The sequence below is a fragment of the Thioalkalivibrio sp. ALJT genome (genome assembly GCF_000381825.1).
In the GTDB taxonomy this organism is placed as follows: domain Bacteria; phylum Pseudomonadota; class Gammaproteobacteria; order Ectothiorhodospirales; family Ectothiorhodospiraceae; genus Thioalkalivibrio.
Map to the genome: position 1 here is coordinate 65,763 of NZ_KB907124.1, position 26,781 is coordinate 92,543.

22 protein-coding genes, 1 tRNA gene and 1 other RNA gene are annotated in these 26,781 nt (G+C 64.1%); 19 read left to right on the plus strand and 5 right to left on the minus strand.

The window, feature by feature from the left end; all coding sequences use genetic code 11:
- Nucleotides 1–101 precede the first annotated feature (101 nt).
- Both ubiG and G332_RS0106080 read right to left on the minus strand, forming a co-directional pair.
- The gene (gene ubiG / locus G332_RS0106075; RefSeq protein WP_019626112.1) at nt 102–896 is read right to left on the minus strand and encodes a bifunctional 2-polyprenyl-6-hydroxyphenol methylase/3-demethylubiquinol 3-O-methyltransferase UbiG; all 795 of its coding nucleotides are present in this window, start codon (nt 894–896) and stop codon (nt 102–104) included.
- Between the two features lie 71 nt (nt 897–967).
- Complete coding sequence (locus G332_RS0106080; RefSeq protein ID WP_019626113.1) at nt 968–1,636, minus strand: bifunctional 2-polyprenyl-6-hydroxyphenol methylase/3-demethylubiquinol 3-O-methyltransferase UbiG; 669 nt, start codon at nt 1,634–1,636, stop codon at nt 968–970.
- A gap of 134 nt (nt 1,637–1,770) precedes the next feature.
- Here G332_RS0106080 and G332_RS0106085 point away from each other — a divergent pair, with 134 nt between their 5' ends.
- Entirely contained in the window at nt 1,771–2,907 is a 1,137-nt protein-coding gene (locus G332_RS0106085; RefSeq protein WP_026340653.1) for a DUF5610 domain-containing protein, read from the plus strand.
- Between the two features lie 68 nt (nt 2,908–2,975).
- Here the strand turns inward: G332_RS0106085 and G332_RS0106090 are convergent.
- Nucleotides 2,976–3,052: transfer RNA gene (locus G332_RS0106090), tRNA-Val, on the minus strand.
- 502 nt (nt 3,053–3,554) lie between these two features.
- Here G332_RS0106090 and siaA point away from each other — a divergent pair.
- The 11 genes from siaA (at nt 3,555) to rlmM (ending at nt 15,787) form a co-directional block, all read left to right on the plus strand.
- A complete protein-coding gene (siaA, locus tag G332_RS0106095) occupies nt 3,555–5,549 on the plus strand; it encodes a biofilm regulation protein phosphatase SiaA (protein ID WP_019626115.1) in 1,995 nt (664 codons plus the stop codon).
- A 13-nt stretch (nt 5,550–5,562) separates the two neighbouring features.
- Nucleotides 5,563–6,105, plus strand: coding sequence for a biofilm regulation protein kinase SiaB (siaB, locus tag G332_RS0106100; protein WP_019626116.1), 543 nt, complete (start codon nt 5,563–5,565; stop codon nt 6,103–6,105).
- A 37-nt stretch (nt 6,106–6,142) separates the two neighbouring features.
- A complete protein-coding gene (gene siaC, locus G332_RS0106105; protein ID WP_019626117.1) occupies nt 6,143–6,526 on the plus strand; it encodes a biofilm regulation phosphoprotein SiaC in 384 nt (127 codons plus the stop codon).
- Nucleotides 6,526–7,353: a biofilm regulation diguanylate cyclase SiaD gene (gene siaD / locus G332_RS0106110; protein WP_019626118.1), complete on the plus strand. Its 828-nt coding sequence runs from the start codon at nt 6,526–6,528 to the stop codon at nt 7,351–7,353. The genes siaC and siaD overlap by 1 nt, the downstream gene beginning before the upstream one ends.
- 364 nt (nt 7,354–7,717) lie before the next feature.
- On the plus strand, nt 7,718–9,277 hold the full coding sequence (locus G332_RS0106115; protein WP_019626119.1) for a phospholipase D family protein: 1,560 nt from the start codon (nt 7,718–7,720) through the stop codon (nt 9,275–9,277).
- 48 nt (nt 9,278–9,325) lie between these two features.
- The gene (locus G332_RS0106120; RefSeq protein ID WP_019626120.1) at nt 9,326–9,874 is read left to right on the plus strand and encodes an RDD family protein; all 549 of its coding nucleotides are present in this window, start codon (nt 9,326–9,328) and stop codon (nt 9,872–9,874) included.
- 46 nt (nt 9,875–9,920) lie between these two features.
- Nucleotides 9,921–11,117, plus strand: coding sequence for an NAD(P)/FAD-dependent oxidoreductase (locus G332_RS0106125; RefSeq protein WP_026340655.1), 1,197 nt, complete (start codon nt 9,921–9,923; stop codon nt 11,115–11,117).
- Between the two features lie 151 nt (nt 11,118–11,268).
- The gene (locus G332_RS0106130; protein WP_019626122.1) at nt 11,269–12,273 is read left to right on the plus strand and encodes a class I fructose-bisphosphate aldolase; all 1,005 of its coding nucleotides are present in this window, start codon (nt 11,269–11,271) and stop codon (nt 12,271–12,273) included.
- A 167-nt stretch (nt 12,274–12,440) separates the two neighbouring features.
- Nucleotides 12,441–12,668 carry a hypothetical protein gene (locus G332_RS13485; RefSeq protein ID WP_156000775.1) on the plus strand — a complete coding sequence of 76 codons (228 nt, stop codon included), beginning with the start codon at nt 12,441–12,443 and terminating at the stop codon, nt 12,666–12,668.
- Between the two features lie 29 nt (nt 12,669–12,697).
- A complete protein-coding gene (gene soxB / locus G332_RS0106135) occupies nt 12,698–14,434 on the plus strand; it encodes a thiosulfohydrolase SoxB (protein ID WP_026340656.1) in 1,737 nt (578 codons plus the stop codon).
- 276 nt (nt 14,435–14,710) lie between these two features.
- Complete coding sequence (gene rlmM, locus G332_RS0106140; RefSeq protein ID WP_019626124.1) at nt 14,711–15,787, plus strand: 23S rRNA (cytidine(2498)-2'-O)-methyltransferase RlmM; 1,077 nt, start codon at nt 14,711–14,713, stop codon at nt 15,785–15,787.
- 29 nt (nt 15,788–15,816) lie between these two features.
- Here the strand turns inward: rlmM and G332_RS0106145 are convergent, their stop codons facing one another.
- Nucleotides 15,817–16,236: a secondary thiamine-phosphate synthase enzyme YjbQ gene (locus G332_RS0106145; protein ID WP_019626125.1), complete on the minus strand. Its 420-nt coding sequence runs from the start codon at nt 16,234–16,236 to the stop codon at nt 15,817–15,819.
- Nucleotides 16,237–16,295: 59 nt separating this feature from the next.
- Nucleotides 16,296–16,656, minus strand: a transfer-messenger RNA (tmRNA) gene (gene ssrA, locus G332_RS13245).
- A gap of 162 nt (nt 16,657–16,818) precedes the next feature.
- Between ssrA and G332_RS13065 the strand changes: the two genes are divergently transcribed.
- The 7 genes from G332_RS13065 (at nt 16,819) to G332_RS0106185 (ending at nt 26,705) form a co-directional block, all read left to right on the plus strand.
- Nucleotides 16,819–17,322 (plus strand): spore coat U domain-containing protein, encoded by a 504-nt coding sequence (locus G332_RS13065; RefSeq protein ID WP_196800049.1) that lies wholly within the window; start codon nt 16,819–16,821, stop codon nt 17,320–17,322.
- A gap of 116 nt (nt 17,323–17,438) precedes the next feature.
- Nucleotides 17,439–18,173, plus strand: coding sequence for a molecular chaperone (locus tag G332_RS0106155; protein ID WP_019626127.1), 735 nt, complete (start codon nt 17,439–17,441; stop codon nt 18,171–18,173).
- A gap of 317 nt (nt 18,174–18,490) precedes the next feature.
- Nucleotides 18,491–18,820 (plus strand): hypothetical protein, encoded by a 330-nt coding sequence (locus G332_RS0106160; protein WP_019626128.1) that lies wholly within the window; start codon nt 18,491–18,493, stop codon nt 18,818–18,820.
- An 843-nt stretch (nt 18,821–19,663) separates the two neighbouring features.
- On the plus strand, nt 19,664–21,781 hold the full coding sequence (locus G332_RS0106165; RefSeq protein WP_369699372.1) for a FecR domain-containing protein: 2,118 nt from the start codon (nt 19,664–19,666) through the stop codon (nt 21,779–21,781).
- A 201-nt stretch (nt 21,782–21,982) separates the two neighbouring features.
- A complete protein-coding gene (locus tag G332_RS0106170; protein WP_019626130.1) occupies nt 21,983–22,936 on the plus strand; it encodes an OmpA family protein in 954 nt (317 codons plus the stop codon).
- Nucleotides 22,937–23,298: 362 nt separating this feature from the next.
- Nucleotides 23,299–25,701 carry a fimbria/pilus outer membrane usher protein gene (locus G332_RS0106180; protein WP_081619770.1) on the plus strand — a complete coding sequence of 801 codons (2,403 nt, stop codon included), beginning with the start codon at nt 23,299–23,301 and terminating at the stop codon, nt 25,699–25,701.
- Complete coding sequence (locus G332_RS0106185; protein ID WP_026340659.1) at nt 25,701–26,705, plus strand: spore coat protein U domain-containing protein; 1,005 nt, start codon at nt 25,701–25,703, stop codon at nt 26,703–26,705. Before G332_RS0106180 ends, G332_RS0106185 begins: the two co-directional genes overlap by 1 nt.
- The last annotated feature ends 76 nt before the right edge of the window (nt 26,706–26,781 follow it).

Here is a 26,781-nt window from a genome sequence, read left to right on the forward strand (position 1 = left end):
CCCGGGCTGGCACCCAGCCACCCCAGGGGCAGGGTGTGGTTGAGCGTAGCGCAACGCACCGTGCCCCATTGGCGCCGCTCCCTTGATGAGATTCGCCGGGCTCATCCCGTCCGGCGAGTCGCGGACGCTCGTTGCACATCAAGTGCGGGCTTGTGTGCCATCAGCATGTAGTTGACGCTCAGCGAGCGGGACAGCCACATCCGCCGCGTCAGCGGGTTCACCTTGACACCGATGCGTGCCATCGGCTCGAGCCCGTCGCGGGCGAAGAAGGCCAGCATCTCTGCGGGGGTGACGAAGCGCCGCCACTGGTGGGTGCCTCGCGGCAGGATGCGGAAGAGGTATTCGGCGCCAAGGATGGCCACCAGGTAGGATACCGGGTTGCGGTTGATGGTGGCGACAAAGCTGTGGCCGCCCGGCCGCACCATCCGATGCACGGCCTGCAGGAAGCCCGGCAGGTCGGCCACGTGCTCGACGACCTCCATGTTGAGGACCACATCGAAGTGCTCGCCGCGTCCGGCGAGGGCCTCGGCAGTGGCCAGTTCGTAGTGCACGCGGAGCCCCGTGTCCCGCGCGTGCTGGCGCGCAACGGCGATGTTGCTTGCGACCACGTCCACGCCCAGTACGTCGGCGCCCAGTCGGGCCATCGCCTCGCTCAGCAGGCCGCCACCACAACCGGTGTCGAGTACGCGCAGCCCGGCAAGCGGGGTCGGTTGAGCCGGGTCGCGGCCGAGCGCGGCGCAGAGCCGATCACGGATGTATTGCGTACGCAGAGCATTGAGCACATGCAGCGGCCACAGGCGGCCCTCGGGCTCCCACCATATCTCGGCCAGGGCGCGGTAGCGTGCCACTTCTGCGGGATCGACCGTGCGGTCATGGGGGGCGGGGGAAGAGGTCATAAGCGGGGCCCGGGCCGTGATTGTGTTCCTGCTACGACCATGCCCCGGCGCAAACGATCAACCGTTGCGGACTATTCCGGGCCTTGCGAGGGTCGGCGGCGATGAACCGGGATGGGATCGCCGTCGGTCCCGGCGGGCGTTGGTTTCGCGATCACCAGGCAGGCGGCGCGCCCGTGGTGTTCATCCAGCGTGATCCATTCCTCGATCGTCAGTCCGGCATTGGTCAGATGCGCGCGGAAATCCGCTGCGTAGGTCACCTGCCCGAAGTCGATGGTGGTCAGTCGCCGTAGCCAGGGTTTGATGCGCTCGACCAGCCACGAGCGCCGTGTCTGGAAAGTCTGGGTAAAGTAGACGCGCCCCGCGTTGGTCAGCAGGCCCGCGCAGTGGTGCAGTGCCCGTTCGGGCTCCGGCAGCAGCATGAAACTCCCGGAGAAATACACCGCCTCGTAGGGACCGCCCGCGTGGTCGTACACCGACTCCAGGGTGACTTCGACCCGACCCTCCAGCGCCGCCGCACGCACCCGCGCACGGGCACGGCGGATATAGTCCGCATCGATATCGATGCCGGTCACGTGCAGCCCGCGTTCGCGTATCCAGCGCTCATGCGCGAGCAGGGCGCCTGCGGTACCCACGCCGATGTCCAGTACAGTCGCCCCCGGCGCCAGACGCTGGAACACGGCGGCATACCACTGCGTGGTCAGGCGCAGGATCAGGGTGTCGTAGATCAGGCTTCTAAACATGGCGTCGGACTTCGCGGCAGCCGGCGTTACAGGGCCGGCAGTGTGCGCAGGCTCGGCCGGTGGTGCAACGCCGGCTCAAGATATCGCGCCCGCGGCCGTTACCCTCCGTACCCGCCCCCGTGTGTGTGACTGCCATGACCATCGATAGCCCCCTTTCCGTTTCCAACCGCACCGTACCCGCCCACCTGCGGACCGGCTCCGAAGGCCCTGGTGCCGCTCCGGTGGGTCCTGCGGCTGCAACGCGCGGCTTGAGCACGCTGCAGAATCAGCTATTGCAGCATCTGCCCGGGCAGAGTCCCGGCAGCCTGAAACGGCTGGATGCGAACGACTTTTCCCCGGAGAAGGTGGCCGAGCGGGTTGTCGGCTTCGTCGAACTGGGCCTGGCCAATGCACGCGCCCGAGGGGCCTCGGAGGCGGAGCTGGCCAACCTGAAGGAACAGGCAGCGGCCGGCGTGGAACAGGGCTTGCGCGAGGCGCGCGAGATCCTGTCCGGCCTGAACGTCCTGAATGGGCAGGTCGCCGCGGACGTGGATAAAACGGAACGCCTGATCTTCGCGGGTCTGGAAAAACTGGGCATCGAGCCGGTGACCACGACGGCCCCCGAAGAAGCCCGCTTCGTGCGTGCGGAGCGATTTCAACGGGCGGAGAGCCTGGAGCTGAATATCCAGACCCGATCCGGAGCCGAGATCCGCATCGAATTTCAGAGCATCCAGGATGCGCGCGCGCAGCTCGCGCTGGAGTCCGGGCCGGATGCAGCCGTTGCATGGCTGGACGTGAGCCGCTACCAGGAGAGCGGGTTCCGCTTTTCCGTACAGGGCAGCCTGGAACCGGATGAGTTGCGAGCGGTGCAAGGCATGGTCCGGGATCTGGGCCAGGTGGCCGACGAGTTCTTCAACGGCGATGTACAGCAGGCGTTCGCGATGTTGCCCGACCTGCGCTTCGACACTGGGCAGTTGCAGTCCATGGAACTGCGCATGACACGCACCGAGGTCTCCCGCATGGCGCAGGCCTACGAACAGACCCGGCAAATCGATGCGCCGGAGCAATCCGCGCAGGGGCAGCGCCTGGGCCAGCTCATCGAGGCCCTGCGGGAAAGCCTGAAGGCCCCGGGGCTGCCGTTTGCCGACGAAGCGAACCAGGCGATTACGGCCGCAGGCCCCATCCTGCAGACGCTGATGGAGCAGGACACCCGCTTCAAGACTGCGGCCACGGACCAGCAGGAGAACTTCCGCAAGAACCTGGACCGCCTGCTGGACGCCGTGCGCGAATAGACCGGTCGTCAGCCGCTCCACCAACAAAAAGGCCGCCCCGGTTTCCCTCGGGCGGCCTTTTCTGTATCTGGTAGGCGCGATTGGACTCGAACCAACGACCCCCACCATGTCAAGGTGGTGCTCTAACCAGCTGAGCTACGCGCCTGTCGTGTTCAAGCGGCGTATTCTACAGCGTCTCCCCGTCGTGTCAAAGGTCTCTGCAACCGGTTGTTGCAGAGCCAGAATTCAGGAAAGCGAAAAAGGCTCCGTGAAGTTCTTCGGCTTCGGCTCGGTGAAGGCAACCCATGGCCAGAAAGTGAGAAATGCCTCGCGGGCAGTTGCGGCTCATCGGTAGCCCGTACCGTGGTCTACTTGCTCGGACAGCCGTTGACGATGCCCTGTCGAATTGAATGCCACCCTGGCGGGTCCGGAGCGGTTTAATGGAAGACATCCGAATTTTAGGACCCATCCGAATCGCTGTGCGGTAGTGTTCGACGAGAGCTTTCTCCTGGCAGTCGAAAGGTGACGTAGCGGCGGGCCGTTGCCCATGGGATGGGCAGCTTGTGGGCTTCGGCCGTGTGATTGACCGGTATGGGCGGCTTCCGGATACTGGCTTGCAGATACGGATTGCATGAGCGGCCCGGTGCGGCCGGGGTGCCGAGATACCAATGGCGGATTGGGGCTACGGACTACGCGCAAAGTCGGTTGTGGCCCTGGTCATTGCCTGTATGGTGGCGCTGATGCCGCTCAGCCTTGTGGGCTGGCAAGTGGTCGAGAATGTCCGCGGCCACTTCGGCGAGGCCTATGCCCGCAACATTACCCTTCTGAATGCCCAGAACATCCTGGCGCCGGTTTCCCAGGAGCTTGCGCTTGCCAATCGGCTGGCGGATTCGGTGCTGACGACAGACTGGCTGCAACATGAGGAGGACGCCGAGCGGCGTACGCGTTTCTTCCGCGAGGCAGAACGCTACCGGGCGGATTTTCGTGATGGCAATTACTTCATCGCAAGCGCCGAAAGCCGCCATTATTACACCAACGACGGCGCGACGGCGTTCAGTGAAAAGCCGCGTTATACACTCGATGACGAAAGCGTGGATGATCGCTGGTTCTTCGCGACGATGGCGCAGGAAGCGGGCTTCAATATCAACGTCAATCCGGATGTGGAGCTGGGGGTGACCCGGGTCTGGATCAATGTGCTGGTCAAGGGTCCGGAGGGCGAGCGTCTGGGGCTGGCCGGTACCGGGCTGGATCTCAGTCGTTTTCTGGAGCAGTTCCTGAGTACCTCGGAGCCCGGGGTGACGCCGATGATCCTGGATCGGGCGGGCGCGATTCAGGCCCACCCCGATCCGGAGCAGATCGCCTTTGGGTCCGCGGCGCGGTCCGCCGGCTTTGATGAGACCCTGCAGCACCGGATCGGGGGCGAGCAGGGGGAGGCCCTGGGGGCGGCGATGGCGCGTGCCGAGACACATCCGGGTGCGGTCGAGCTGGCCGGTGTGACGCTGGATGGGGCGGAGCGCGTGCTCGCGCTCACTTTTGTGCAGGACCTGGGCTGGCATGTGGTCAGCGCCGTGGATTTGCAGACTGCCAGGGTGGTCGAGGGGCCGTGGTTCCGGCTTGCCGTGGGGGCCCTGGTGGTGACGTTACTGGTGTTGATGCTGGCCTTTGCCTACGGAGTGGATCGCATGGTGTTGCGACCGCTGCGTCAGCTCAGCACCTCCGCGCGGGCGATGGCCGCCGGGGATTATGCGGTTTCGCTGCCGCCACCGGGGCGCGACGAGGTGGGTGATCTGAGCCGAGCGTTCGACTCCATGGCCACACAGATCCGCAGTCATACGGAGGAGCTGGAAAACAAGGTCCGTCAGCGTACCCGGGAGCTGGTGGCGGCCAACCGGGAGATGGCGGCGGCGCAGAAACAGATCCGCGACTCCATCGATTACGCCGGGCTGATCCAGCGCGCGCTGTTGCCGGATAACCAGTTGCGCAACACTCTGGGGCACGATCACTTTGTGCTCTGGCATCCGCGTGATGGGGTCGGGGGCGATTTCTATCTGTTTCGTCGCGAGGGCGAACGTTTTCTGGTCGGGGTGGTGGATTGCGCCGGGCATGGGGTGCCGGGTGCGCTGATGACCATGCTGGCGCGGGCCGCCTTTGATGATGCGATGAACCGCCATGGCCTCCATTCTCCGGCCAGGCTGTTGAAACATGCCGATGCGGTCCTGCGGGAGATGGTCCGGCAATCGGAGATGCCGTCCTCGGTGGCCACCAATCTGGATGCCGGCCTGGTGCTGGTCGAACCGACGGCGCGGCGTCTGCGGTTCGCGGGCGCGCGCATCGGGCTCTACTGGAGCGATGGTGAGCAGGTGGTGGAGTTGCCCGGTGGTCGGCGTGCGCTCTGCGATCGGCGCCAGGGCGAGTACAGTGATCGCGAGGTGATGGTCGCGAGCGGGCGAACCTACTACATGGTGACCGACGGCTATCTGGACCAGGCCGGAGGCGAGCTCGGGTTTGGCTTTGGCAATGCCCGTTTCGCCGAACTGTTGCAGGACCATGCGGCGCAGCCGATGGCCGCGCAGGCCGAGGCGATCCGGGCCGCCCTGGCCACGTATCAAGGTGATTATGAGCAACGCGATGACGTCACTGTCCTCGCCTTTCGTGTGGAATGACAGGGGAGCCCGGATGAATCAGTTCGACCTCTATGGTTTGCGCAAGCACTTCCAGAATCAGCGTATCCTGCTCTGCTTCAACGGGCCGATTTCGCGCAGCTTGATCGAGGAACTTGGCAACGCCCTCAAAAAATACATGGAGGCGGAGTGCCTCCAGGCGGACGCGATTACCGATGTGTTCGGGATCTACATCGAGATGACGCAGAATATTCGTCATTACGCCGCCCGCCATGATTACGGCGAGCATGAGGCCGAGGCTACGGTTGTGATCGGCACCGACGAGCGCGGGCGCTACCTTGTCGAGGCCGGTAACCGCGTGGAACGGGCGGATGGCGAACGGTTGCTCGCTCGGGTGCGGGATCTGGCTGGTATGGACGCCGCGGAATTGAAGGCGGTTTACAAGCAGCAGCTACGCGCGCCGCGCGACGAAGCGGGTGCCAGTGGCTCGGGCCTCGGTCTGATCGACATGGCGCGCCGGTCCAGCGCCCCGCTGGAGGCGGATCTGCGGGATGCCGGTGCCGGCGGTACGTTTTTCAGCCTGCGTGCGATGGTCTGATGCCGGACACCATTACGTCGAAGTACGGAAAGTGCACATGAACGACCTTGCTGTTGAAAAAACCCAGTCCACGCCAGCGATCACGGCCGATTCCGCCAGCGGGCTCCTGAAAATGGAGGGCGATTCCTACCCGGAAAACTCGTTCGAGTTTTTTGGCCCGGTGATGGAATGGGTACGGGAACAGTTGAGCGATAAAGCGTGTCCCCTGCACCTGGAACTGCGCCTGATCTATCTGAACACCAGTTCGGTTCGCGCCATGCTCGATATCTTCGACATGCTGGAGGCCGCGCACGGGCGTGGCGTCGATGTGGCGGTGGTCTGGTACTACGACGCGCGTAATCAACGGGTGGCCGATCTGGCTGAGGAGTTCAAGGAAGACTGCACGTTTGCCTTCGAAATTACTGCCGAAGAACCGGATTGATGGTGGAGCCCGTGGAATCGGACTTTGCAGATGCACGGATTGTTGAACGGGTCCGGCAGTTGCTGGACGATCCGGCTCATGTTGGCAATCCGCTGTTCGAACCGCTGGCGGAACTGCTCCAGCTTGCCACCCGGCAGGGCGAGCGCATGGAGCGTCTGATCCGGATTGCCGACGGATTTCAGGGTGCGGCCATGGAGCGACACGAGTCACTGGTGGCGTCCTATGACCGGAATCTGCGGCGGCTGGAAAAAGTTGTGCGGATCTCCGATCTGTATCACGAGGGCATGCGCGAACTGAGCGAGAGCTTGCAGGCCGCGGCCACCACCGATCCGTTGACCGGTGTTGGTAACCGGCGTTTCCTGATGGAACGGCTGAGCGAGGAACAGGATCGCGCTCGGCGTATGGGGCGACCCCTGACCCTGGCATTGCTGGATGTCGACCGTTTCAAGACCGTGAATGATCGCTATGGGCACGAGGTGGGCGATCAGTTGCTTTGTCAGGTGGCCGACACGATTCGTGGCCATCTGCGGGAATATGACATCTGCGGACGCTGGGGTGGCGAAGAGTTCCTGCTGCTGTTTCCGGAGGCCGGGACCGAGGTTATGAAGGCCTGCGAGCGCGTCCTGGATGCGGTTCGGGCGATCGAGCTGCCCGGGCGCCCGGTCGGACATTGCATCACCGCGAGTATTGGCTTGACGCAGGTCGACTACTCGAGCCGGGGGTATTCGGAGGGCGTCAACCGCGCCGACGCGCTGTTGTATCGGGCGAAGGAGCTGGGACGCGACCGGATTGTGCACGACTTTGCATCGCAGAGCCCGGCGGACTGATCGGTTACTCCTGTTTCTCCTTGCGGACCCCGGGATGTGCCGGGCCTCGCGTGGGGGGAGACCGCTTTTTGCTGCGTACTGGCGGCCACGATCGCGGGGCGGGGACCGGGTGCGCGAGACGGTTTTGGATACAGGCGCGGGGACAGCGCAGAATTGAGCAGGGCCGCGCATGAACCTCGTCGCTTTGGGCGGGGCGCTTGTGCGTCCGTTCTGGATAATAAACGGCGCGGGTGCTGGCCTGTCAGGGCCCGCCGGGCGCCGCGTTGTTGCAGGACATTCATCGCAGACTGAGACGTACGCAAAGCCGGTGCGCGCGCAGGCGGGTACATGGATCAGTGTTTCCTGAAGGGGATTGGCTGGGCGGATGGGACACTGGAAGCTGTATGGGACGCTGGCCCTGGCCGCGATGCTGGGGCTGGCGGTGGGCTGTGCGCCACTACCACCGGCGCCGGATCGAGCGCTGGAGGAGCTGGCACCGCCTGCCGCCGAGGGGCCGCTGGCGCAGTGGCTGAACGGGTTCGAGCCGGCTCAGTCCGGGGGGAAGAGCGGGTTTCGGTTGCTGGATGAGGGCGCAGAGGCCTTTCGCTGGCGGGTCATGAGCGTGCGCAAAGCACGTGAGCGGATTCAGGTGCAGTCCTACATCTGGCGGGACGATGCCGCGGGCCGTGTGCTGATGGGTGAGTTGCTGGGGGCGGCCGATCGCGGGGTGCAGGTATCGCTGCTGCTGGATGATGTGGATGCTCGTGGTCGCGATGCGAAACTCGCGGCGATTGATCAGCACCCGAATATGGAGGTACGGATCTTCAACCCGTTCCGCACGCGCCAGGGCTGGCTGAGTGCGAGCACCGAGTTCTTGTTCCGCGGTAGAGAGCTGAACCACCGGATGCACAACAAGGCCTGGGTGGTGGACGGGCATCTGGCGATCACCGGGGGGCGCAATGTCGGGGATGAATACTTCGAGGCGAGCCCGGATTACAACTTCGCCGATCTGGACCTGGTGATGGTGGGTCCGCTCGCCCGGTCGGTCGAGCAGTCCTTTCTGGAGTTCTGGAACAGCCCGGGGGCCATCAGTATGGCGTGCCTGGCGCCGGGGAAGGGGGAGCCGGAGCGGCTTGTGATGCAGCAGGGCGCGTTACGCGCCTGGATTGCACAGAATCACACCCATCCGCTAATGCAGATGGAGCCGCTGAACGGCCTGCCGCTGCCCCAGCCGATGGCGGACGCGGCCAGCTATATATGGACGACGCAGGCGGAATTCGTGGTGGATGACGAGGCCAAGGCGCGCGCCCGCGGTGAGGGTTCGCGGGTCGCGGATGCGCTGGGTCAGCGGCTCCTGGGCGTGGAGAAGGAGTTGCTGATTATCTCGCCGTATTTCGTGCCCGGACGTGACGGTACGGCGCAGTTGTCGCAGATGAGTGCCTCCGGTGTACGGGTTCAGGTGCTGACCAATTCCCTGGCCTCCAATGATGTGGCCTTCACCCATGGCGGCTACGCGCGCCGACGCCATGCCCTGCTGGATGCGGGCGTGGAGCTGTTCGAACTGCGTCCGACCGGGCCGCCGCGCTGGGCGCGGCTGGAGCGTGACCGTGGCATCGATCCGTCGCAGGCCAGTCTGCACACCAAATTGCTGGTCTTCGACGGCGAGGAGGCCTTTGTCGGTTCGTTCAACATGGACCCACGCTCGGCACACACCAACAGCGAATCAGGGGTCTTTCTGCGCGATCCGGTCCTGGTGGGGCAGCTGGCCGAGTTATACCGCGAGGCGCTGCGGCCGGAGGTCGCCTATCGGGTGGAGCGGGATGCGGAGGGCGCGCTGATCTGGCAGGACGGATCCCGGGCGCATCGCTACGAGCCCAAGGCAGGATTCTGGAGGCGGTTCGTGTCCGGCATGACGCGTATTCTGCCGGTGGAACCGTTGCTGTAGAGAGCAGAGAGACCCCTGGATACGGCGATAAAGAGAGAGGGAGAGATCATGAAATGCGTCCAGTGCGGCAAAGAGAATGCCCCGGATGCCCGTTTTTGCGTCCAGTGCGGGGCCGTGTTGGACCCAGCGGTCCTGGAGGAAGCGGGTCCACCCGAAGATCGTGCGGCCTATGGCGGTTTCTGGGTGCGGGTTGGGGCCTATCTGCTGGATGCGGTGATTATCGGTGTCCCGCAGGTGGCCGCGCAGACCTTGATCAGTCCGGAGACCATGGTGGCGCGCGGCCCCGACGATCCCGTACCGCCGGCAGAGGCGACATGGTTCCTGGTGAATGTCGTGGTGGCCTGGCTGTATTGGGCAGGGATGCACAGCTCCCGGTATCAGGCGACGCTGGGCAAGATGGTGTTCGGCTTGCGGGTGGTGGACTTTAACGGGGACCGAATTACGTTCCTGCGGGCGACCGGGCGCCATTTCGCGACCATTCTGTCCGGGCTGATCCTGATGATTGGTTACATCATGGTGGCGTTTACCCGGCGGCGTCAGGCGTTGCATGACCTGATTGCGAACACCTTGGTCGTGCGCAAGGAATGGTTGCGCTGAAGATGTCGGGTGGGTGGCAGGGCTCGCACGTCGCGGGGCACACGCAGTGACGGACGCGCCGCATCCGACGGAGGTCTTCGATGTTGTAGTGATCGGGGGTGGCGCGGCGGGGCTCATGTGCGCCCTGACCGCGGGCGGGCGCGGCCGGCGGGTGCTGGTGCTGGATCATGCCAACCGCGTCGGAAAGAAGATCCTGATGTCCGGTGGTGGCCGCTGCAATTTCACCAATCTGTATTGCGAGCCGGAGAATTTCATCTCCGCTAATCCGCATTTCGTCAAGTCGGCGCTCAGCCGCTACAGCCAGTGGGACTTTATCGCCCTGGTGGAGAAACACGGCATTCCCTACCACGAGAAGAAGCTGGGACAACTGTTCTGCGATCGCTCGTCCAGGGATATCGTGCGCATGCTGCTGGACGAATGCGCGGCGGTCGGGGTCGTGGTGCGCACGGATACGCCAGTGCGCGACGTGCAGCCGGGCGCACCCAACCGGCTGGCAGCAGGCGCAGAGATGATCGCCTGTGAATCGCTGGTGATCGCCACTGGCGGCTATTCGATCCCGCGTATGGGCGCGACCGGGTTCGGGCTCGATCTTGCGCATACGCTGGGCCTGTCGCTGCAGCCGACACGGCCGGCGCTGGTGCCCTTTACGCTGAGCGGGCGTCCCTTGCAGGAACTGGAGGGGCTGTCCGGTGTGGCGCTGGATACGGTGACGACGGCCGGCGGGATGGGGTTTCGCGAGAACCTGCTGTTCACCCATCGCGGCCTGAGCGGGCCGGCCGTGCTCCAGGCCTCGTCCTACTGGGAGGAGGGGCAGGCGGTGACGATCGACCTGTTTCCGGAGCTGGATCTGTCCGCGCACCTCCAGGCACTGCGGGCGCAACGCCCGAAGCTGGAGCTGAAAAGCGTACTTGGAGAACAACTGACGCGGCGGGTGGCGCAGCGCTGGTGCGAACTGTGGGTCGAGAACCGGCCCCTGGAGCAACTGAGCAATGCCCATATCGAGCAGGTGGTCGCGGCCTGTCAGCCCTGGACCGTGTGGCCCTCCGGGACCGAGGGCTATCGGACTGCGGAAGTGACCCTGGGCGGGGTGGATGCCGGCGAGCTCTCCTCCAAAACCATGGAGTGCCGGCGGGTCCCCGGTGTGTACTTCATTGGCGAGGTGGTGGATGTGACCGGCCACCTGGGCGGGCATAACTTCCAGTGGGCCTGGGCCTCCGGGCATGCGGCCGGGGAACACGCCTGAGCCCCGCGGCAGTCCGGCTGCCAGCCCGTGCGCAAAAAACCGGTTCAGCAGCCTCCGTCCCGTTGGAAGAAGACGTGGCGGGTGACTACGCTCCTGTGGAAGGCATTCAGCCGTTACAGCGCATTGCCGCAAAGGCAGGCAAGGAGCAGGCATGAAGATCGACCAGTTGGCCGAGACCGCCGAGGCGATGGTGGCGCCCGGCAAGGGCATCATCGCCATTGATGAATCCACCGGTACGATTGCCAGGCGCCTGGCGGCCGTCGGGGTGGAGAACTCGGAGGAAAACCGGCGAACCTATCGCGAGCTGTTGCTGACTACCCCGGGCCTGAACGAATACATCTCCGGGGCGATCCTCTACGACGAGACCATTCGCCAGTCCACTCGGGCTGGCCGCCCGTTCGTCGACGTGATGCGGGAGGCCGGCATCCTGCCCGGTATCAAGGTGGATACCGGGGCGAAGGATCTGGCCGGTTTTCCGGGGGAAAAGGTGACCGAGGGTCTGGACGGCCTGCGCGAGCGCCTGGCGGCCTATGCCGGGATGGGCGCACGCTTTGCCAAGTGGCGAGCGGTGATCACGATTGGCGAGACCATGCCTACTGACACCTGTATCGAAGCAAACGCGCATGCCCTGGCCCGGTATGCGGCCCTGTGCCAGGAGCAGGGGATCGTACCGATGGTGGAACCGGAAGTCCTGATGGACGGGGACCACGATATCGAGACCTGCTATGGCGTGACCGAGGTCACCCTGAGGGCGGTATTCAAGGCCCTGTACGAACACCACGTACTGCTCGAAGGCGCCATCCTGAAGGCGAGCATGGTGTTGCCCGGGAAGGACTGCCCCGAGCAGGTCGACGTCGAGGATGTCGCGCACGCGACCCTGCGCTGCCTGGAGTCCGCAGTGCCAGCCATCCTGCCGGGCATCGTGTTCCTTTCGGGTGGCCAGAGTGATGCGGATGCAACCCGGCATCTGGACGCGATAAACCGGATCGGCGGGGCGCCGTGGCCGCTGTCATTCTCGTACGGTCGGGGCATGCAGCAGGCGGCGTTGCAGCTTTGGGGGCAGGACATGGCCGGAAACTACGAGAAGGCGCAGCAGACCGTGTATGCACGAGCGCGCGATAACGGGTTGGCCTCTCAGGGCCGGTACGGGGACTGACGCCGGATGCCTCGCCCCGAACGGGTTGAGTTCTTGATATGGATCAAAAAGAGCGGGGGCGCGGATGACTAGCCTGAGGGTGCCGGATTCGATTGCGGGGCCACGCGGGATGCACGTCTCCCCAGCGTGTGCGTGGCCGGCTCGTCTTCGGCGGTGTATGTCGCGTCTTGGCCTGCTATCTGCGGATAGCAGGCTTTTTTGTGTGCGCATGCGGGGAATGGGGTGTCGGCCCAAAAGTCATCAAAATCGTGAACGCGCGTGATTTTTCGTTAAAAAATCAAAAAACGTATCGAATTGCACCGAACGGCTGCATTGCAGGCGGTGCGAACGGCATTCCGAATGGAACATTCTGCGGCCGCGTGCGTCGTGAAGCGGGAAGGGCGGTATTGTCCTGAACCATCTGAAGTCACCGAGGAGAACCTGAATGAGCCTTACGCGCAGAGAGTTTCTTGAAGCGATGGTTGCGGCAAGCGCAGCCGGATTCTCGATGAATGCCTGGGCCGGCGAGAAGGGAAGCTGGCGGCCTGCCGATGCGGCCATGTACGACCTGCCGAAGTTTGGCAATGTTTCGCTGCTGCACTATACCGACTGCCATGCACAGCTGAGGCCGGTGCATTTCCGCGAACCCGACGTAAACATCGGCGTGGGGGACATGCAGGGCAAGCCGCCGGTGCTGGCGGGCGATGCGATGCTCGAGTACTTCGACGTAAAGCCCGGCACTGCCATGGCGCATGCGATCACCCACCTCGACTTCAAGTACGCCGCGCATAAATACGGCCGTCTGGGCGGCTTCTCGCATCTGTCCACGCTGGTCAAGAAGCTGCGTGCCGAGCGCCCGAACTCGTTGCTGCTGGATGGCGGCGACACCTGGCAGGGTACCGCGACCTCGCTGTGGACTGATGGTCAGGACATGGTGGATGCCCAGAAGCTCCTGGGGGTCGACATCATGGTGGGACACTGGGAGTTCACGTTCGGGGCCGAGCGGGTGCTCGATGTAGTCGAAAACGAATTCAAGCCGAACAACATCGACTTCCTGGCGCAGAACATCGAAGACCGCGACTGGGGCGACCCGGTGTTCGAGCCGTACAGCATCCGCGAGATGAACGGGGTACCGGTGGCGGTCATCGGCCAGGCATTCCCGTATACCTCGGTCGCGAATCCGGATTACATGTTCCCGGACTGGAGCTTCGGCATCCGCGACCAGAACATGCAGCGCATGATCGACGAATGCCGCGAGAAGGGTGCCAGGGTGGTGGTGGTCCTGTCGCATAACGGCATGGTGACCGACATGGAGATGGCACGTCGCCTGCGCGACGTGGACATGATCATGGGCGGCCACACGCATGATGCGGTTCCGGGTGCAATGGAGATCGAAAATGCCGGTGGCGGCCGTACGCTGGTGACCAACGCCGGCTCGAATGGCAAGTTCCTCGGCGTGATGGACCTGGATGTGACCGATCGCGGCATCCGCGACTACAGGTTCACCCTGCTGCCGGTATTCTCCAACCTGATCGAGCCGGATGCGGACATGGAAGAACATATCCGCAAGGTGCGCGCGCCGTACGAGGACCAGCTGAACGAGGAGCTGGCCGTGACCGAGGGCGTGCTGTACCGCCGCGGCAACTTCAATGGCACATTTGACGAGGTCATCATGGACGCGATGATCAAGAAGATGGATGCCGAAGTGGCCCTCTCTCCGGGCTTCCGCTGGGGTATCAGCGTGCTGCCGGGCCAGCCGATCACCTTCGAGGAGCTGATGACCCAGACGGCGACCACTTATTCGGAGACCCAGCGCAACGAGATGACCGGTGCGCAGCTGAAGAACGCACTGGAGGATGTGGCCAACTCGATCTTCAACTCTAACCCCTATCACCACCGCGGTGGTGACATGGTGCGTACCGCCGGCGTCGAGTACACCATCGACCCGCACGAGTCGATGGGGAGCCGTATCAGCGATCTGTACATCAACGGCGAGCCGGTGGACGCGGACAAGAACTACGTGGTTGCCGGCTGGGCCAACGTGCATGAGCCGCTGGATACCGATCCGGTCTGGGAGGTCGTCGCCGATTACCTGCGCGAGCAGGAGACGATCCGGCCCGGCAAGCCGTACCTGCCGAAGCTGAAAAACGTGGAGGGCGACCCCGGTCTGGCGCGCTCGTAGCCCGTCGGATTTGGGCGATCGTCGCGAGCGTAGCGGGAGAGTGAGGCCCTTTGTTCGGTCTCTCGAGGCCCTGGTGGGGATGATGTAACAAGAGAGAGCGGGTAAAGGGGCCGCTGTCCCGCACGCGCAGCCGATCGGCCCCCAATCGGACAGGCTCCCGGCGCGCAGCGTGTGCTTGGCCCGCCGCTGCGGGCCGGTTAGTCTCGCCGCCGTGTACGCAAGCCGTGCACGGCGGTTTTTTTTGCGGGTCTGGTGGCGACCCAGGGGCAGGTGGCGATGGGTAAACAGGAAGAGGGCTTTGCCGGACTGCTGCTGTATTGCCGCGCAGGCTTCGAGGGCGATCTGACGGCCGAGCTGACCGATCGTGCGGCCGCGGCGGGCCTGGGCGGCTTTGCGCGAGTGCAGGCCGGCGCGGGGTTTGTCCTGTTCGAGCCCGCGGACGGCCGCGTGGCCGCACTGGAGTCGGTGCTGGCGCTGGAGCATCTGGTGTTCGCGCGTCAGGTCTTTCCGGCGCTGCCAGCGCTCGCGGGGCTGGATCGCAGTGACCGTCTGACGCCAATCATCGGACAGGTCGTGGCGGCCGGCTGGCAGGTCGAGTCGATCTGGCACGAGACCCCGGACACCAACGATGGCAAGGCGTTGCGGCGGTTGATTCGGGCGCTGGAGCGCCCGCTGGCAGCGGTGCTGAAAAGGCAGGGTGTGTTGCGCGCGGCGGCGCACGGGCAGCGCCTGCATGTGTTCTGGTGCGCGGGCGACCGCGTCCAGCTCGGACTCAGCCGGCCGGGACGGCGCAGCGAATGGCCGGGCGGCATCCTGCACCTGCGTTCGCCGCGGGAGGCCCCCAGCCGTTCCACGCTGAAGCTGGAGGAGGCCTGGCACACCTTCATCCCTCGCGAAGCCTGGGATGAACGCCTGGCGCAGGGGATGCAGGCAGTGGACCTGGGGGCGGCGCCGGGCGGGTGGACCTGGCAACTGGTTCGGCGCGGGATGTACGTACATGCCGTGGATAACGGGCCCATGGATGCCCGATTGATGGCGACCACTCAGGTCGAACACCATCGCGAAGATGCCTTTACCTGGGAGCCTCCGAGCCCGGTGCGCTGGCTGGTGTGCGATATCGTCGACAAGCCCGCGCGGGTGGCTGCGCGCATGGCGGACTGGCTGGAGGCCGGCTGGTGCCGGGAGGCGATCTTCAACCTCAAGCTGCCGATGAAGAGCCGCTGGCAGACGGTGCGCCAGTGTCTGGGGCATATCGAAGACCGGCTGCAGGCGGCGGGGATTGGCTACCGACTGAGGGCGCGGCAGCTTTATCACGACCGCGAGGAGATCACCGTGCACGTGGTACGGGACTGATCCCGGCAGACGAGCGTGAAGCGGCAGCGCTATTCGCCCTGGATGGTGATCGTCAGGCGGCGGCTGTGGGGCGCGTAACGGTGCTCCCACAGAAAGATACCCTGCCAGGTACCGAGTACCAGGCGCCCGTGACCGACCGGGATGGTCAGGTCGTTGTGGGTGAACATGGCGCGCGCGTGGGCGGCCATGTCGTCGTCGCCTTCCATGTCGTGACGGTAGGCGGAGTCGGCATCCGGTGCGACACGCTGAATCAGGGTTTCCAGATCCTGCCGCACATCGGGATCGGCGTTCTCGGTGATCAGCAACGAGGCACTGGTGTGATGCTGGAAGACGTGACAGGTCCCGGTGGTGATGCCTGATGCCCGGACCACATGTTCTACTGCAGAGGTGATGTCGAGAGTGCCGCGACCGCGGGTCTGCTGGGTGAACGTGTCCTGGTAAACGGCCATGGGTATTCTCGAATGCAAACAAAAAAGCGCCCGCAGGCGCTTGATTGGTTGGTCAAAATTGGTGGAGGCGGCGGGAATCGAACCCGCGTCCGCAGGACCTCCGCCTTCGGCTCTACATGCTTATTCTGTCTTTGAGTTTAACCAGCCGCTACCCGACAGGCAGGGAATGCAACTGGCGATCCCGGTTGAGTTTTAATGGATCCACGCCGGGAGCGCTTCACCACGAGCTTGTGAGAGTCGACGCCCGATACTGGACGCACAAGCACGGCTCCAGTCGGACGGCATCTACCGGTTTTTAAGCGGCGAGTGCGTAGTTGTCGTCGTTGGCAACTATTTTTTTGCAGTGATTTTTACGAGGCTCACCACATCCTCGGCATGCACCTAAGGTTTCGCGACCCGCGTCGAATCCAGGTCGCCCCCAATTACTCCATTGACAGGATACCGCACCGAGAGTTCCCCGGCTATCTGCGATTCGACTTTTCGTAACGCGGTGTGGTCCGAATGGCCAGCCGATCGATGGCGCTGCATGGCTGGTCGGACAAGGCTTTGCTAAGCTCGTTCAGGGTCTTGCGGAGGCAAACGATGAGAATCAAACGACAGTACGGGTTCGGTGCTCTGTGCGTCCTGCTGGCGACGTCGGGCACGGTATCGGCGCAGCAGGTGAGTGACGACTTCGACGTCACCATCACCCTCGAAGATAGCTGCGAACTGACCACGGCGCCGACAGACCTGTCGTTCGGTACGGTTGGGCTTCTCAATACCGACCACACGGCGACCTCGACGGTAGCGGTGACCTGTACGGACGGCGCCGCATACGACCTCGTGCTGAACGCCGGGTTACACGATGACGGTACGACCCGTCGTATGGAACAGGCTGGCGAACATGTCAGCTATCGTCTGTACAGCGACAGCGGTTTCACCGCCTTATGGGGGAACGACACAACCTTCGGATCGGTTGTCAGCGCCACGGGAACCGGGGAGGAGGCGGAGTTCACCGTCCACGGGCGTGTCGAGTCGGCCGACAATGCCTCCACACCGCCGGGGGGCACCTATTCGGATACCGTGACCATTGAGGTCAGCTTCTGAGGATGTCAGATGCGGGCTCGGCCGGGCGGTGGCTGCGTCGAGGGGCTGGACCCTCGCGGTGCTGGCAGCCTTGGTCGATGGGGCTGCTGTTGTGCGTCCTTCTCGCCGGGAGCGTGATGCCGGCCGCCGCGGCTGCGGGCCTGAGCGTGGCCCCGACCCTGCTGGAGTTTGCTCCCGGGGAGACGGCCAGGGGATTGACGCTGCGTAATACGGGGACGACTCCCGTGCAGGCCCAGGTGCGGGTGTTCGAATGGCGCCAGGAGAACGGGGAGGATCGGCTGGAGCTCTCCACGGAGCTGGCGGTCAGTCCGCCTTTTCTGAGTGTGCCGCCCGGTGGTCGACAGGTGGTGCGGGTCCTGCAGCGGGGCGTCTCTGCCCCGGGCTCGACGAGTGCCGAGCGAAGTTTTCGCCTCCTGGTGGATGAAATTCCGGCGGACATTGGCGCGGAACAGGCGCCGGCCGGGGGGCAGGGCGGTGCGTCCGGTATTCGGTCGGGATTGCGTTTTCTGATGCGCTTCTCCGTTCCGGTGTTTGTGGCCGTGCAGTCCGACACGGCCCCCGATTTGCACTGGCGCCTGCAGCATACGGATACCGATGAGAGGGCGCGCCTCGTGGTGCAGAACACCGGGACCGGTCGCGCCCAGATCGCTGACCTCGAGCTGATGGATGGCGACGGGCGGGCCCTTTATCGGCATGCCGGCCTGGCCGGGTATGTCCTGTCCGGGACGTCGCGCGAGTGGTCGTTCGACCTGCCGGACGGTGCCGCAGGGGCCGAGGCAATCATCAGGATGCGGCTCAATGGTCAGCCGACACGCCATGACCTGGCGGTGTCTGGTGCTGTCGATTACTAGCGCCCTGATCGTCGCATAGTCAGCCGCAGGTGCAAGCGGCCCTGCGGGCGAGCTGGATGGCCGAAAGCCGCGCGCGTCGATTCCGGGGCTACGGATTTGGCTCGAACACGTCGAGCGCGAGGTGGCGTTCGATCCTCCTGTTTGGAAAGACCTCGAAGGTCCGGCTTGGACATGATGTATGCTGATTCCCAGAGACCAAGCCTGCGGTTGCTTCTGAACCTCTCGCAACGACAGAAAAATTTGCGGACGATCTTGATCAGGCCTTCCCTTGCTTGGAATTCAGCGGTAACGCATGGGGACGAAAAGGGAATCGACTTATGGAAGACATGCTTGGGTTGCTGGGGGGAATCGGTCTTGCGGTGGTTATTAGTATCGCGTTGATGGCCTACCAGAAAAAGAAGCGCAATCAGGCCTGGGCCGGAGCGGTCACGGATATCCGGCAATTCGAGGCTACCGAGGAAGACAGGCCCGGCAAGGAGTACGTCCGCGTTCGCTACCGCCGGGATGACGGTAAGAAGGGGAAACTGACGCTGGAGCGGTATCAGTACCAGCAGATGTTCCCCGACCTGAAGGTGGGCGACCGGTTGATCAAGGAAGTCGGACAGGATCATCCCCGCGTCGAGTCCGCGGCTACTCGGAGAGACTGAACCCCCGCGACGGGTGGCGTAACGTCGCGCAGGGACTGTCTCGTCGAAAGCGCCAGTCACGCGAAACCTGGAGCAGTGGATCCGGTTGGGCAGGGTGAGGCCCGCAACTCCGACCGCCCCCTTCGCAAGGATCGAATGATGGTAAGCACACACGCTTTTCCCGAGAAGGGAAGCACCCCGACCCAGTGGCACGGAGCTGCCCGGTTATGCCCCGGGGCGAGCGTTCTGGTCGCTGTCGGCCTGCTGCTGTCGACGACCGGCCTGGCCGCGGGGGATCGGTCTGGCTCCGCGATGGATGCACGCGAATCGTCCGTTCCGATGCAACTGGCGTCAGGTCGGGATTCGGGGGTCATCATCTACGATCCCTGGCGTGGCGAAGAGGCGCTTTCCGGTTTGCGGGATGAAGAGCCCGCGTCCACCGATGGCACCCCGCTTGTGGAGCCGGATCTGGATTTTGAGCATGAGCCGCCCGAGTTCCGGATCGTGCCCGATGGGTTCCTGGATCATCTGTTTGCCGAAGACGAAGACGAAGACGAAGACGAGGCAGCGGAATTCGCGCCCGTTCGCATTCACGATAAGCGGGTACAGCTCACCCTTGGCGAGACACACCAGATTCAGGTCGATCCCGGCGGCTTCGAGATTCTCGACATCGCCTACGAGGTCACCCAGCAACGCGAGGGCGGCTCACGGTTTTTTCGTGATCCGGTCATCGATTTTGATGACGGTCGCATAACCGCTATGGGGGCCGGCACGGCCCGGATTGGCGTCTCGATTGAATATGCCGTTCCCGACTCGGATTCGGAGGAATGGCATTTGGCGGAGAAGACCGTGCATGTCCAGGTAATGGAATGCATCGATTCCACCATCCGCTTCAGTGACTTCTTCGGTGAGGTCTTCGTCTACCCGCATGACGATCCCGAGGATTTCTATTTCGCCACGCTCGACGCCACGCTGTGCGTCGGTGACAACGTGGAAACCCGGCACGACAGCGGCGCCATACTGAGCCTGGTCGACATGACCACGTTTGTTATGCGATCCAACTCCAGGGTAGAAATCGGGGGTGTGGAAGAGTCCGAAAACCGGTTGCGGATTCTCGTCGGTCATGTCTTCGGGAATTTCAAGCGCATGTTCAAGGACGGCTCAATGGACGTCGAGATGTCTCAGGTCGCGATGAGTGTCCGGGGCACCGTGGTGTCCTTCGTTGAAGATGGAAATTCCACCATCGAGGTGCTGCAGGGCGCCATGGATGTCCGGCCCAAGGGGACCACCGAAAGCATACGGGTGAACGCGGGGGAATCGCTTCGCGTCACCCCTGACGGCGTGACACGGTCCACCTTTTCACCCGCTGATGTAGCCGCACGTCTGGATGCGCGCAAGATTGATCGGTTGCTGGCCGATGGTGTTGACCCGGCCCTGCTGGGGCAAACGGAGGCCGCGGCGCAGGCGGCCAAGGCCGCCCTGGCAGATGACCCGCCCCCGGCGAAAGCCGTCACGCCGGGCGCCCGGCGGGAGCAGCGCCCGGATGCTCGGGCACGCGACCCGGTTTCCATGTTGAACGAGCGGGATCAAGTTGCGCTCAAGTCCGCGGAGGGCGAACTGGATCGCGATCATCGTGAGCAGTGGCATGATTTTTCGGTCGACCGTCCCGGTGCCGTAGTGATTCGCGTTGAGGCCGATGCGGGTTTGAATTTGCGGGCGAACCTGTTTGATGCTGATGAACGGCACCTGAGCGGTTCAAGGGACGAGGACGGGATACGGACGTTGACCCGTGAAAACCTGGCAGCGGGTGACTATCGACTGCGTATCCGGAGCAACCAGGGAGAAGGCGCCTACGACCTGTCCGTCTGGCTGTACACACCGATGATTATGCCCCAGCCAGCGGCGGCCGCCGGTCCCGAAGAGGCGTTGCACGCCGACGCGGCGCTGCCACTGCGTACCGCGAGTGCCGGACTGCTCGGGTATGTCGATCGTGGAGCGCGTGACGCCGAGGACTGGTTTGTTTTCGAGACGCCTCGCTCCGGCGCCATCGAGTGGCGAGTTCATGCCGAGGACGACTTGAGCCTCCGGGTGAATCTGTTTGATGCTAATGAACAGCACTTGAGCGGTTCGCATGACGAAGAGGGGGTGCGTGTCCTGACGCGCGAGGATCTCGCACCGGGCACCTACTTCCTGCGCATCCGGCGCAACCAGGGACAAGGGGCGTATGTGTTGCAACCGCAGTTCACGCCGGCAGCGCATCCCGATCCGGTCCGTCCGCATGAGTCTCGTGAACAGGCCCGAAAAATCGAACCGGATGTCGAGGCGACCGGCCTGCTGGGTTACCGGGACCGGGGCCAGCGAAACACCGAGGACTGGTTCCGTTTCGAGATGGCCACCTCCGGGGCCCTTCATGTTGCGGTGCGCCCCGAGGGAACGCTTGCGGTTCGGGTCAATCTGTTTGATGCCAATGAACAGCACTTGAGCGGTTCGCATGACGAAGAGGGGGTGCGTGTCCTGACGCGCGAGGATCTCGCACCGGGCACCTACTTCCTGCGCATCCGGCGCAACCAGGGACAGGGGGGGTACACCCTCCTGCCGATCGTTACACCAGCGCTCTACCCCGATGCCGATGCACCACACGCTTCTCGTGAACAGGCGCGGGAAATCGCACTGGGGGCCGAGACAACCGGCCTGCTGGGTTACCGGGACCTGGACCAGCGAAACACCGAAGACTGGCTGCAATTCACGCTCGCCAATCCCGGCGATCTTCAGGTCACGCTCAACGCCGAAACGGGACTTCGCATCCATGCCAATCTCTTCGATGCCGATGGGCAGCATTTGAGCGGGGCGCGTCGTGAGGATCAAACCTGGACCCTCGAACGCGACGACTTGGAGCCCGGGACCTATTTCCTGCGCATCCGGCGCAACCAGGGACAGGGCGGCTACACCGTCCGTCCCGCAATGACACCGCCGACTCAATAACCGTTGCCCCTGGAGGGGCCTTATCCTTATCCATATTGGCTTTTGGCGATCTCGCAAGCGCTCGGCATTCATGTGGCGTGGGCTCGTGTGGAGTCCGGGGCACTACGTGGACTTGCAGACGTGTTTGTGGTCGGGGTACCGGTGAGTGGGCATCCTGGAAATTTATCAGGGGGTAACGTGATCAAGCGAGCAACTGTGGGGATGGCCGGCTGGGTGGCGGCGGCGCTACTGAGTGTGAGTGGCGCAGGCGCATCCGAACTCGAGGGGGCCGGAGATCATTCGGAGGTGCCGCGGGTTGCGGGGTCGTTCATCGTGTTTCATGAGTCGAGTGATTTCGATCGTCTGTCGATCCCGACAGGGGCCTGGGACGGGGATCAGTTCGAATCCTTCGAGCGGCTGGAGGGACAGGTTCTGCGGCTGAGCTATAACTTCGAGGACCCCGGCGTGACCACGCTGCGCGTGAAGCGCAGCTATCTGCAGGCGCTGGAGGCGCGTGGCTTCGAGATTCTCTTTTCCGGTTCCGAAGAAGAACTTTCCAGCGGCGCCGGGCGCACGTTCTTCCGGGAGTCGGGGCTGTTCGACCGCGGGGCACGGGATTGCTGCCGCGTCGCCAACCGGGATCGCCAGGTTCGGTATATGGCGGCACGCTCGGAGGCCGGCAATGTGCTGGCGGGGATTGCCGTGTTCAACGCCCGACGGGTCGACGGACCGGCGGTATCCAAGGCTATCGTGACCGCAGCGGAAATGGACGCGACCATGGATCATCAGCCGTTAACGGCCGACGAGATGGAAACCGGGCTGGTCGAGGATGGTCGCGTGGCGGTGCCGGACATCCTGTTCGAGGTCAATAGTGCGGCGATCCTGCCGGAGTCCGCCGAGGCCCTGGAGTCGATCGCGGAGTTGATGAACGCGCAGTCGTCGATGGAGTTGCTGGTGGTCGGGCACACGGACAACACCGGGGACTTCGACTACAACGTTTCATTGTCCCTGCAGCGCGCGCAGTCTGTGGTGAACTGGCTGCGTGATGAGTACGGGATCGCCGGCGCTCGGCTTCAGGCCGCCGGGGCCGGGATGATGGCGCCTGTTACTACGAACCGGACAGAGGAAGGACGCGCGCAGAATCGGCGTGTGGAGCTGGTCGAACGCGGACGTTAACGGGGTGCGCGCAACCCGGAGCGGACCCCCATGATTTTTCCTGATCCGCAAGGCGCGTCACCCAGGCTCACGGCGTGAGCCTTCCCGGGTGAACGCGGATGGTCCACATCGAGCGGAGGCTGCTCCCATCGCACAGAATCGAACCCAGCCCCAGCGCGGCCTGGCGTGGCCGGCGTCCATGGCACGCTACAGCACGGAGGTGCAGTCCGGCGCGGCCCCCGAGTGGCACGGGCGCTTGCAGGATACGGATACCGATGAATGAGCGCGTCTCGTGGTGCAGAACATCGAAACCCGCCGTGCACAGATCGCCGACCTGCCGGACGGCGCCGCCGGGGCCGAGGTAATCATCAGGATGCGGGTCAATGGTCAGCCGACACGCCATGACCTTGCGGCGTCTGGCGCTGTCGATTACTAGCGCCCTGATCGTCGCGACCGGGGCCAGTGCGAATGTGGATCATGCGCAGGCCCCGGAAGCGCCGGCCAGGGGCAGCGGGGAGTGGTTGCTCCTTGACGGCCCCGGCCTGCACGGCAGTGATCAGCAGCTCTACCTTGAAGTGGTGCTCAACCAGGTGCCCACGGGCTTTATCCTGCAGGTGGCACAGCAGGATGGCGCCCTTTACGTGCCGTCGGAGCATCTGACCACCCTGGGATTGCGTATGGGAGAACGGTCCCGGGGAGGATATCAGACACTGGAGAGCCTGCCCGATCTGCAGTATCGCTACGATGCAGCCCGGCAAAGACTCTATCTGGAAGTGCCTGTCCGGCGCCTCAATCGCGAGCTGCAGGAGGCCCGTGCCGTACGGCACACCGGCCCTCGGGCCAGGGTCAGCCCCGGCATGCTGCTGAATTACGAGATGCATCTGGCGGCAGACGAACAGGGGGTGCTGGACTTCACGGCGGCGACGGGATTGCGCGGATTTGCCGGCAATCATGTGGTGGAAAATACGGCTCTTTCGCGGTTATCGAGTCGAGGGGGGCAGCGCGATCACACCCGTCTCGATACCCATTGGACCTGGTCCTCTCAGGATCGACTGCTCACGGTTACCGCGGGGGATCTGATTACCGGTGGCCTGGAGTGGACGCGGGCGACACGTCTGGGTGGCCTGCAGCTGCGCCGTAACTTCGCTTTGCAGCCGGGTTTGGTGACTCGGCCGCTGCCGGCCTTCTTCGGCGAGGCGGCATTGCCCTCCGAGGTGGAGCTGTACGTGGAAGGGCAGCGACAATTCAGTGGCGAGGTGCTGCCCGGTAGCTTCCGCGTCGATGGCCACCCGCCGATCACGGGGCTGGGGCAGGGCGAGGTGGTGCTGACCGATGCCCTGGGGCGTACCACGGTTCACGACTTTTCGTTCTACAGCTCGCCCCGCTTGCTGCAGCAAGGGCTGAGTGACTTTTCGCTGGAAATCGGCAGCGTGCGCCAGGGGTATGGCACGGACTCCTTTCGTTATCGCAGTCGCCCGGCCGGGTTTGCCAGCCTGCGCCATGGTCTTACCGATACCGTGACGCTGGAAGGCCATGCCGAGGGCGATGACCGCCTGATGCTCGGTGGGCTGGGCGCCCTCTTTACTCTCCGGCATGCGGGACTCTTCAGCGCGGCATGGGCGCAGAGTACCGGCAGCAAAGCGGATGGCGAGCAGCTGGCGCTGGGTTACAACTGGACCGGACACGGATTCACGGTGGATTACCGTCTGCAGCGTGCCGATAACGACTATCGGGATGTCGCTTCCAGCGTGAGTCGAGCGCCACCCCGGCGCAGCGAGCGTCTGGCGCTGGGGGTGGGGTCGAGTGCCACCGGGCGGCTGTCGCTGCACTACAACCGTTTCGAGGGCCAGGAGAAAGAGCGGGATTTCCGTAACGTGGGTGCGGGCTACAGTCGGCGACTCTTCCAGGGAACCACCCTGTTTCTCAATGCCTCGCGGGAACTTGGTGACGAACGGGATTATCGCCTGCGCGCCGGCTTGTCCGTGTCCCTGGGCGCGGGGGTCAGCGGCGGCGGCTCGGTCAGCCACAGGCGCGACGGCGACGACCGTCAGTCGGCCCATTTGCGCCGTGGTGTGCCCGGTGACGGTGGTACCGGCTGGGCCTTGCAGGCACAGCGTTCGGGTGATCGGCCGCTGTTCCGGGCCGACGTGGTACACCGAGGCGATTCCGCTCAGCTGCGCGGTGGCATTCGTGCGCGGCCCGGCGGCGGCGCGGTATACGGGGGCCTGGATGGCGCACTGGTCTGGATGGCGGCTGCACCGCAGGATCTGTTCCCGGCGCGTCGGGTGAGCGACGGTTTTGCGCTGGTTTCCACCGGAGGTGTCGGCGGCGTACCGGTCGCGCTGGAAAACCGCTACATCGGCGATACCGATGCGCGTGGCTACTACCTGCTCACCGGGCTGGGGGGCTATCGCAAAAACCAGGTCTCCATCGACCCGCTGGACCTGCCAGCCGACCTGCAGGTGGATCGCCACCAGGTCAATGTGGTTCCCGCCGAACGGGCCGGGGTGCGCGTGGATTTCGGCCTGCGTCGCGTGCGTGCCGCGCTGTTGACGGTGGTTGACCCGTCCGGCCAGCCGCTTCCCCTCGGCAGTTATGTACTGCGCGAAGGTCATCGCCTGGCGGTTGTGGGGCATGATGGTCAGGCCTATGTGGAAGACCTGGAAGCGCACAATCGCCTGGTCGTCAAGCAACCGGATGGCAGCGATTGTAGTGTCGAGTTCGAACTGCCCGAAGCGCCGGATGCGGTTCCGCCGATTGGCCCACTGACGTGCGAGGGGGCGTGATGTTTCGGCGAGTCCTTGCGGCGGGTGTGCTCGGCGCGGTGGCGCTGGCCGCCCTCCCGGTTCAGGCGGCGACCACCTGCAGCGCCTCGATGACTGATGTGAGCTTCGGCGCCAGCGACCCCTTTACCGGCTGGAGTGATGTCACGGCGACCATAAGCTATGAGTGCAGCACATCCGGACTCTCCGTGCTGGGAAATACGCGGGCCAGGCTGTGCTTCAGCATCGGTTCCGGCAGCCAGGGCAGCGGCAGTATTCAGCCACGCCGTATGACCAGTGACGGTAACGAAGTGCAATTCAATCTCTTCAGAGACGCGGCACATTCCCAGGTCTGGCCCGATAGCTTGCAGCAGGACACCCAGGTGGACCTGCAGTATTCGCTCTCGTTGTTAGGGGGCGGTTCAGGCAGCGGCAGCGTGACCGTGTATGGCCGGATCGGCCCTGACCAGACCGCGGTGATTCCGGGCAGTTATGACAACAGCTTTTCCGGCCCGGATGCGCGGATGGAGTTCCGGGCCAATGAACCCACCCTGCTGGGTACGCCACCCTGGCCTGACAGCTGCACCAGTGGTGGCGGGCAAGGCGGAACCGATAGTTTTCCCTTTACCACCAGCGCCACGGTTGCGGCGGCCTGTAATCCGAGTTTCTCGCTGGAGGACCTGGATTTTGGTACCCAGGGTCTTCTGAACACTGCGGTGGATACCACCGCCATCATTGCGCCCCAGTGCACCAACACCACCCCTTATCAGATGGGTCTGGATAATGGTCTGCACGCCGACGGCACGACCCGGCGTATGCACAACGGTGCCGGTGACTATGTGATCTATGAGCTATACCGCGACGCCGCGCGTTCGCTGCGCTGGGGTGACACCCTGAATGTGGACACTCTGGCCGACACCGGTACCGGGAGTGCGCAGGCCCAACCCATCTACGGACGCGTCGACCCGCAGATTACGCCGCCCCAGGGGCTGTACAGCGATACGGTGACGGTGACGATCTACTACTGAGGGCAGCCCGGTTCGGCGGTTCATCGGCGTTCACCGCAGTACAGGGCCATGCAGCGACATGCCGCGAGAAGCGCCG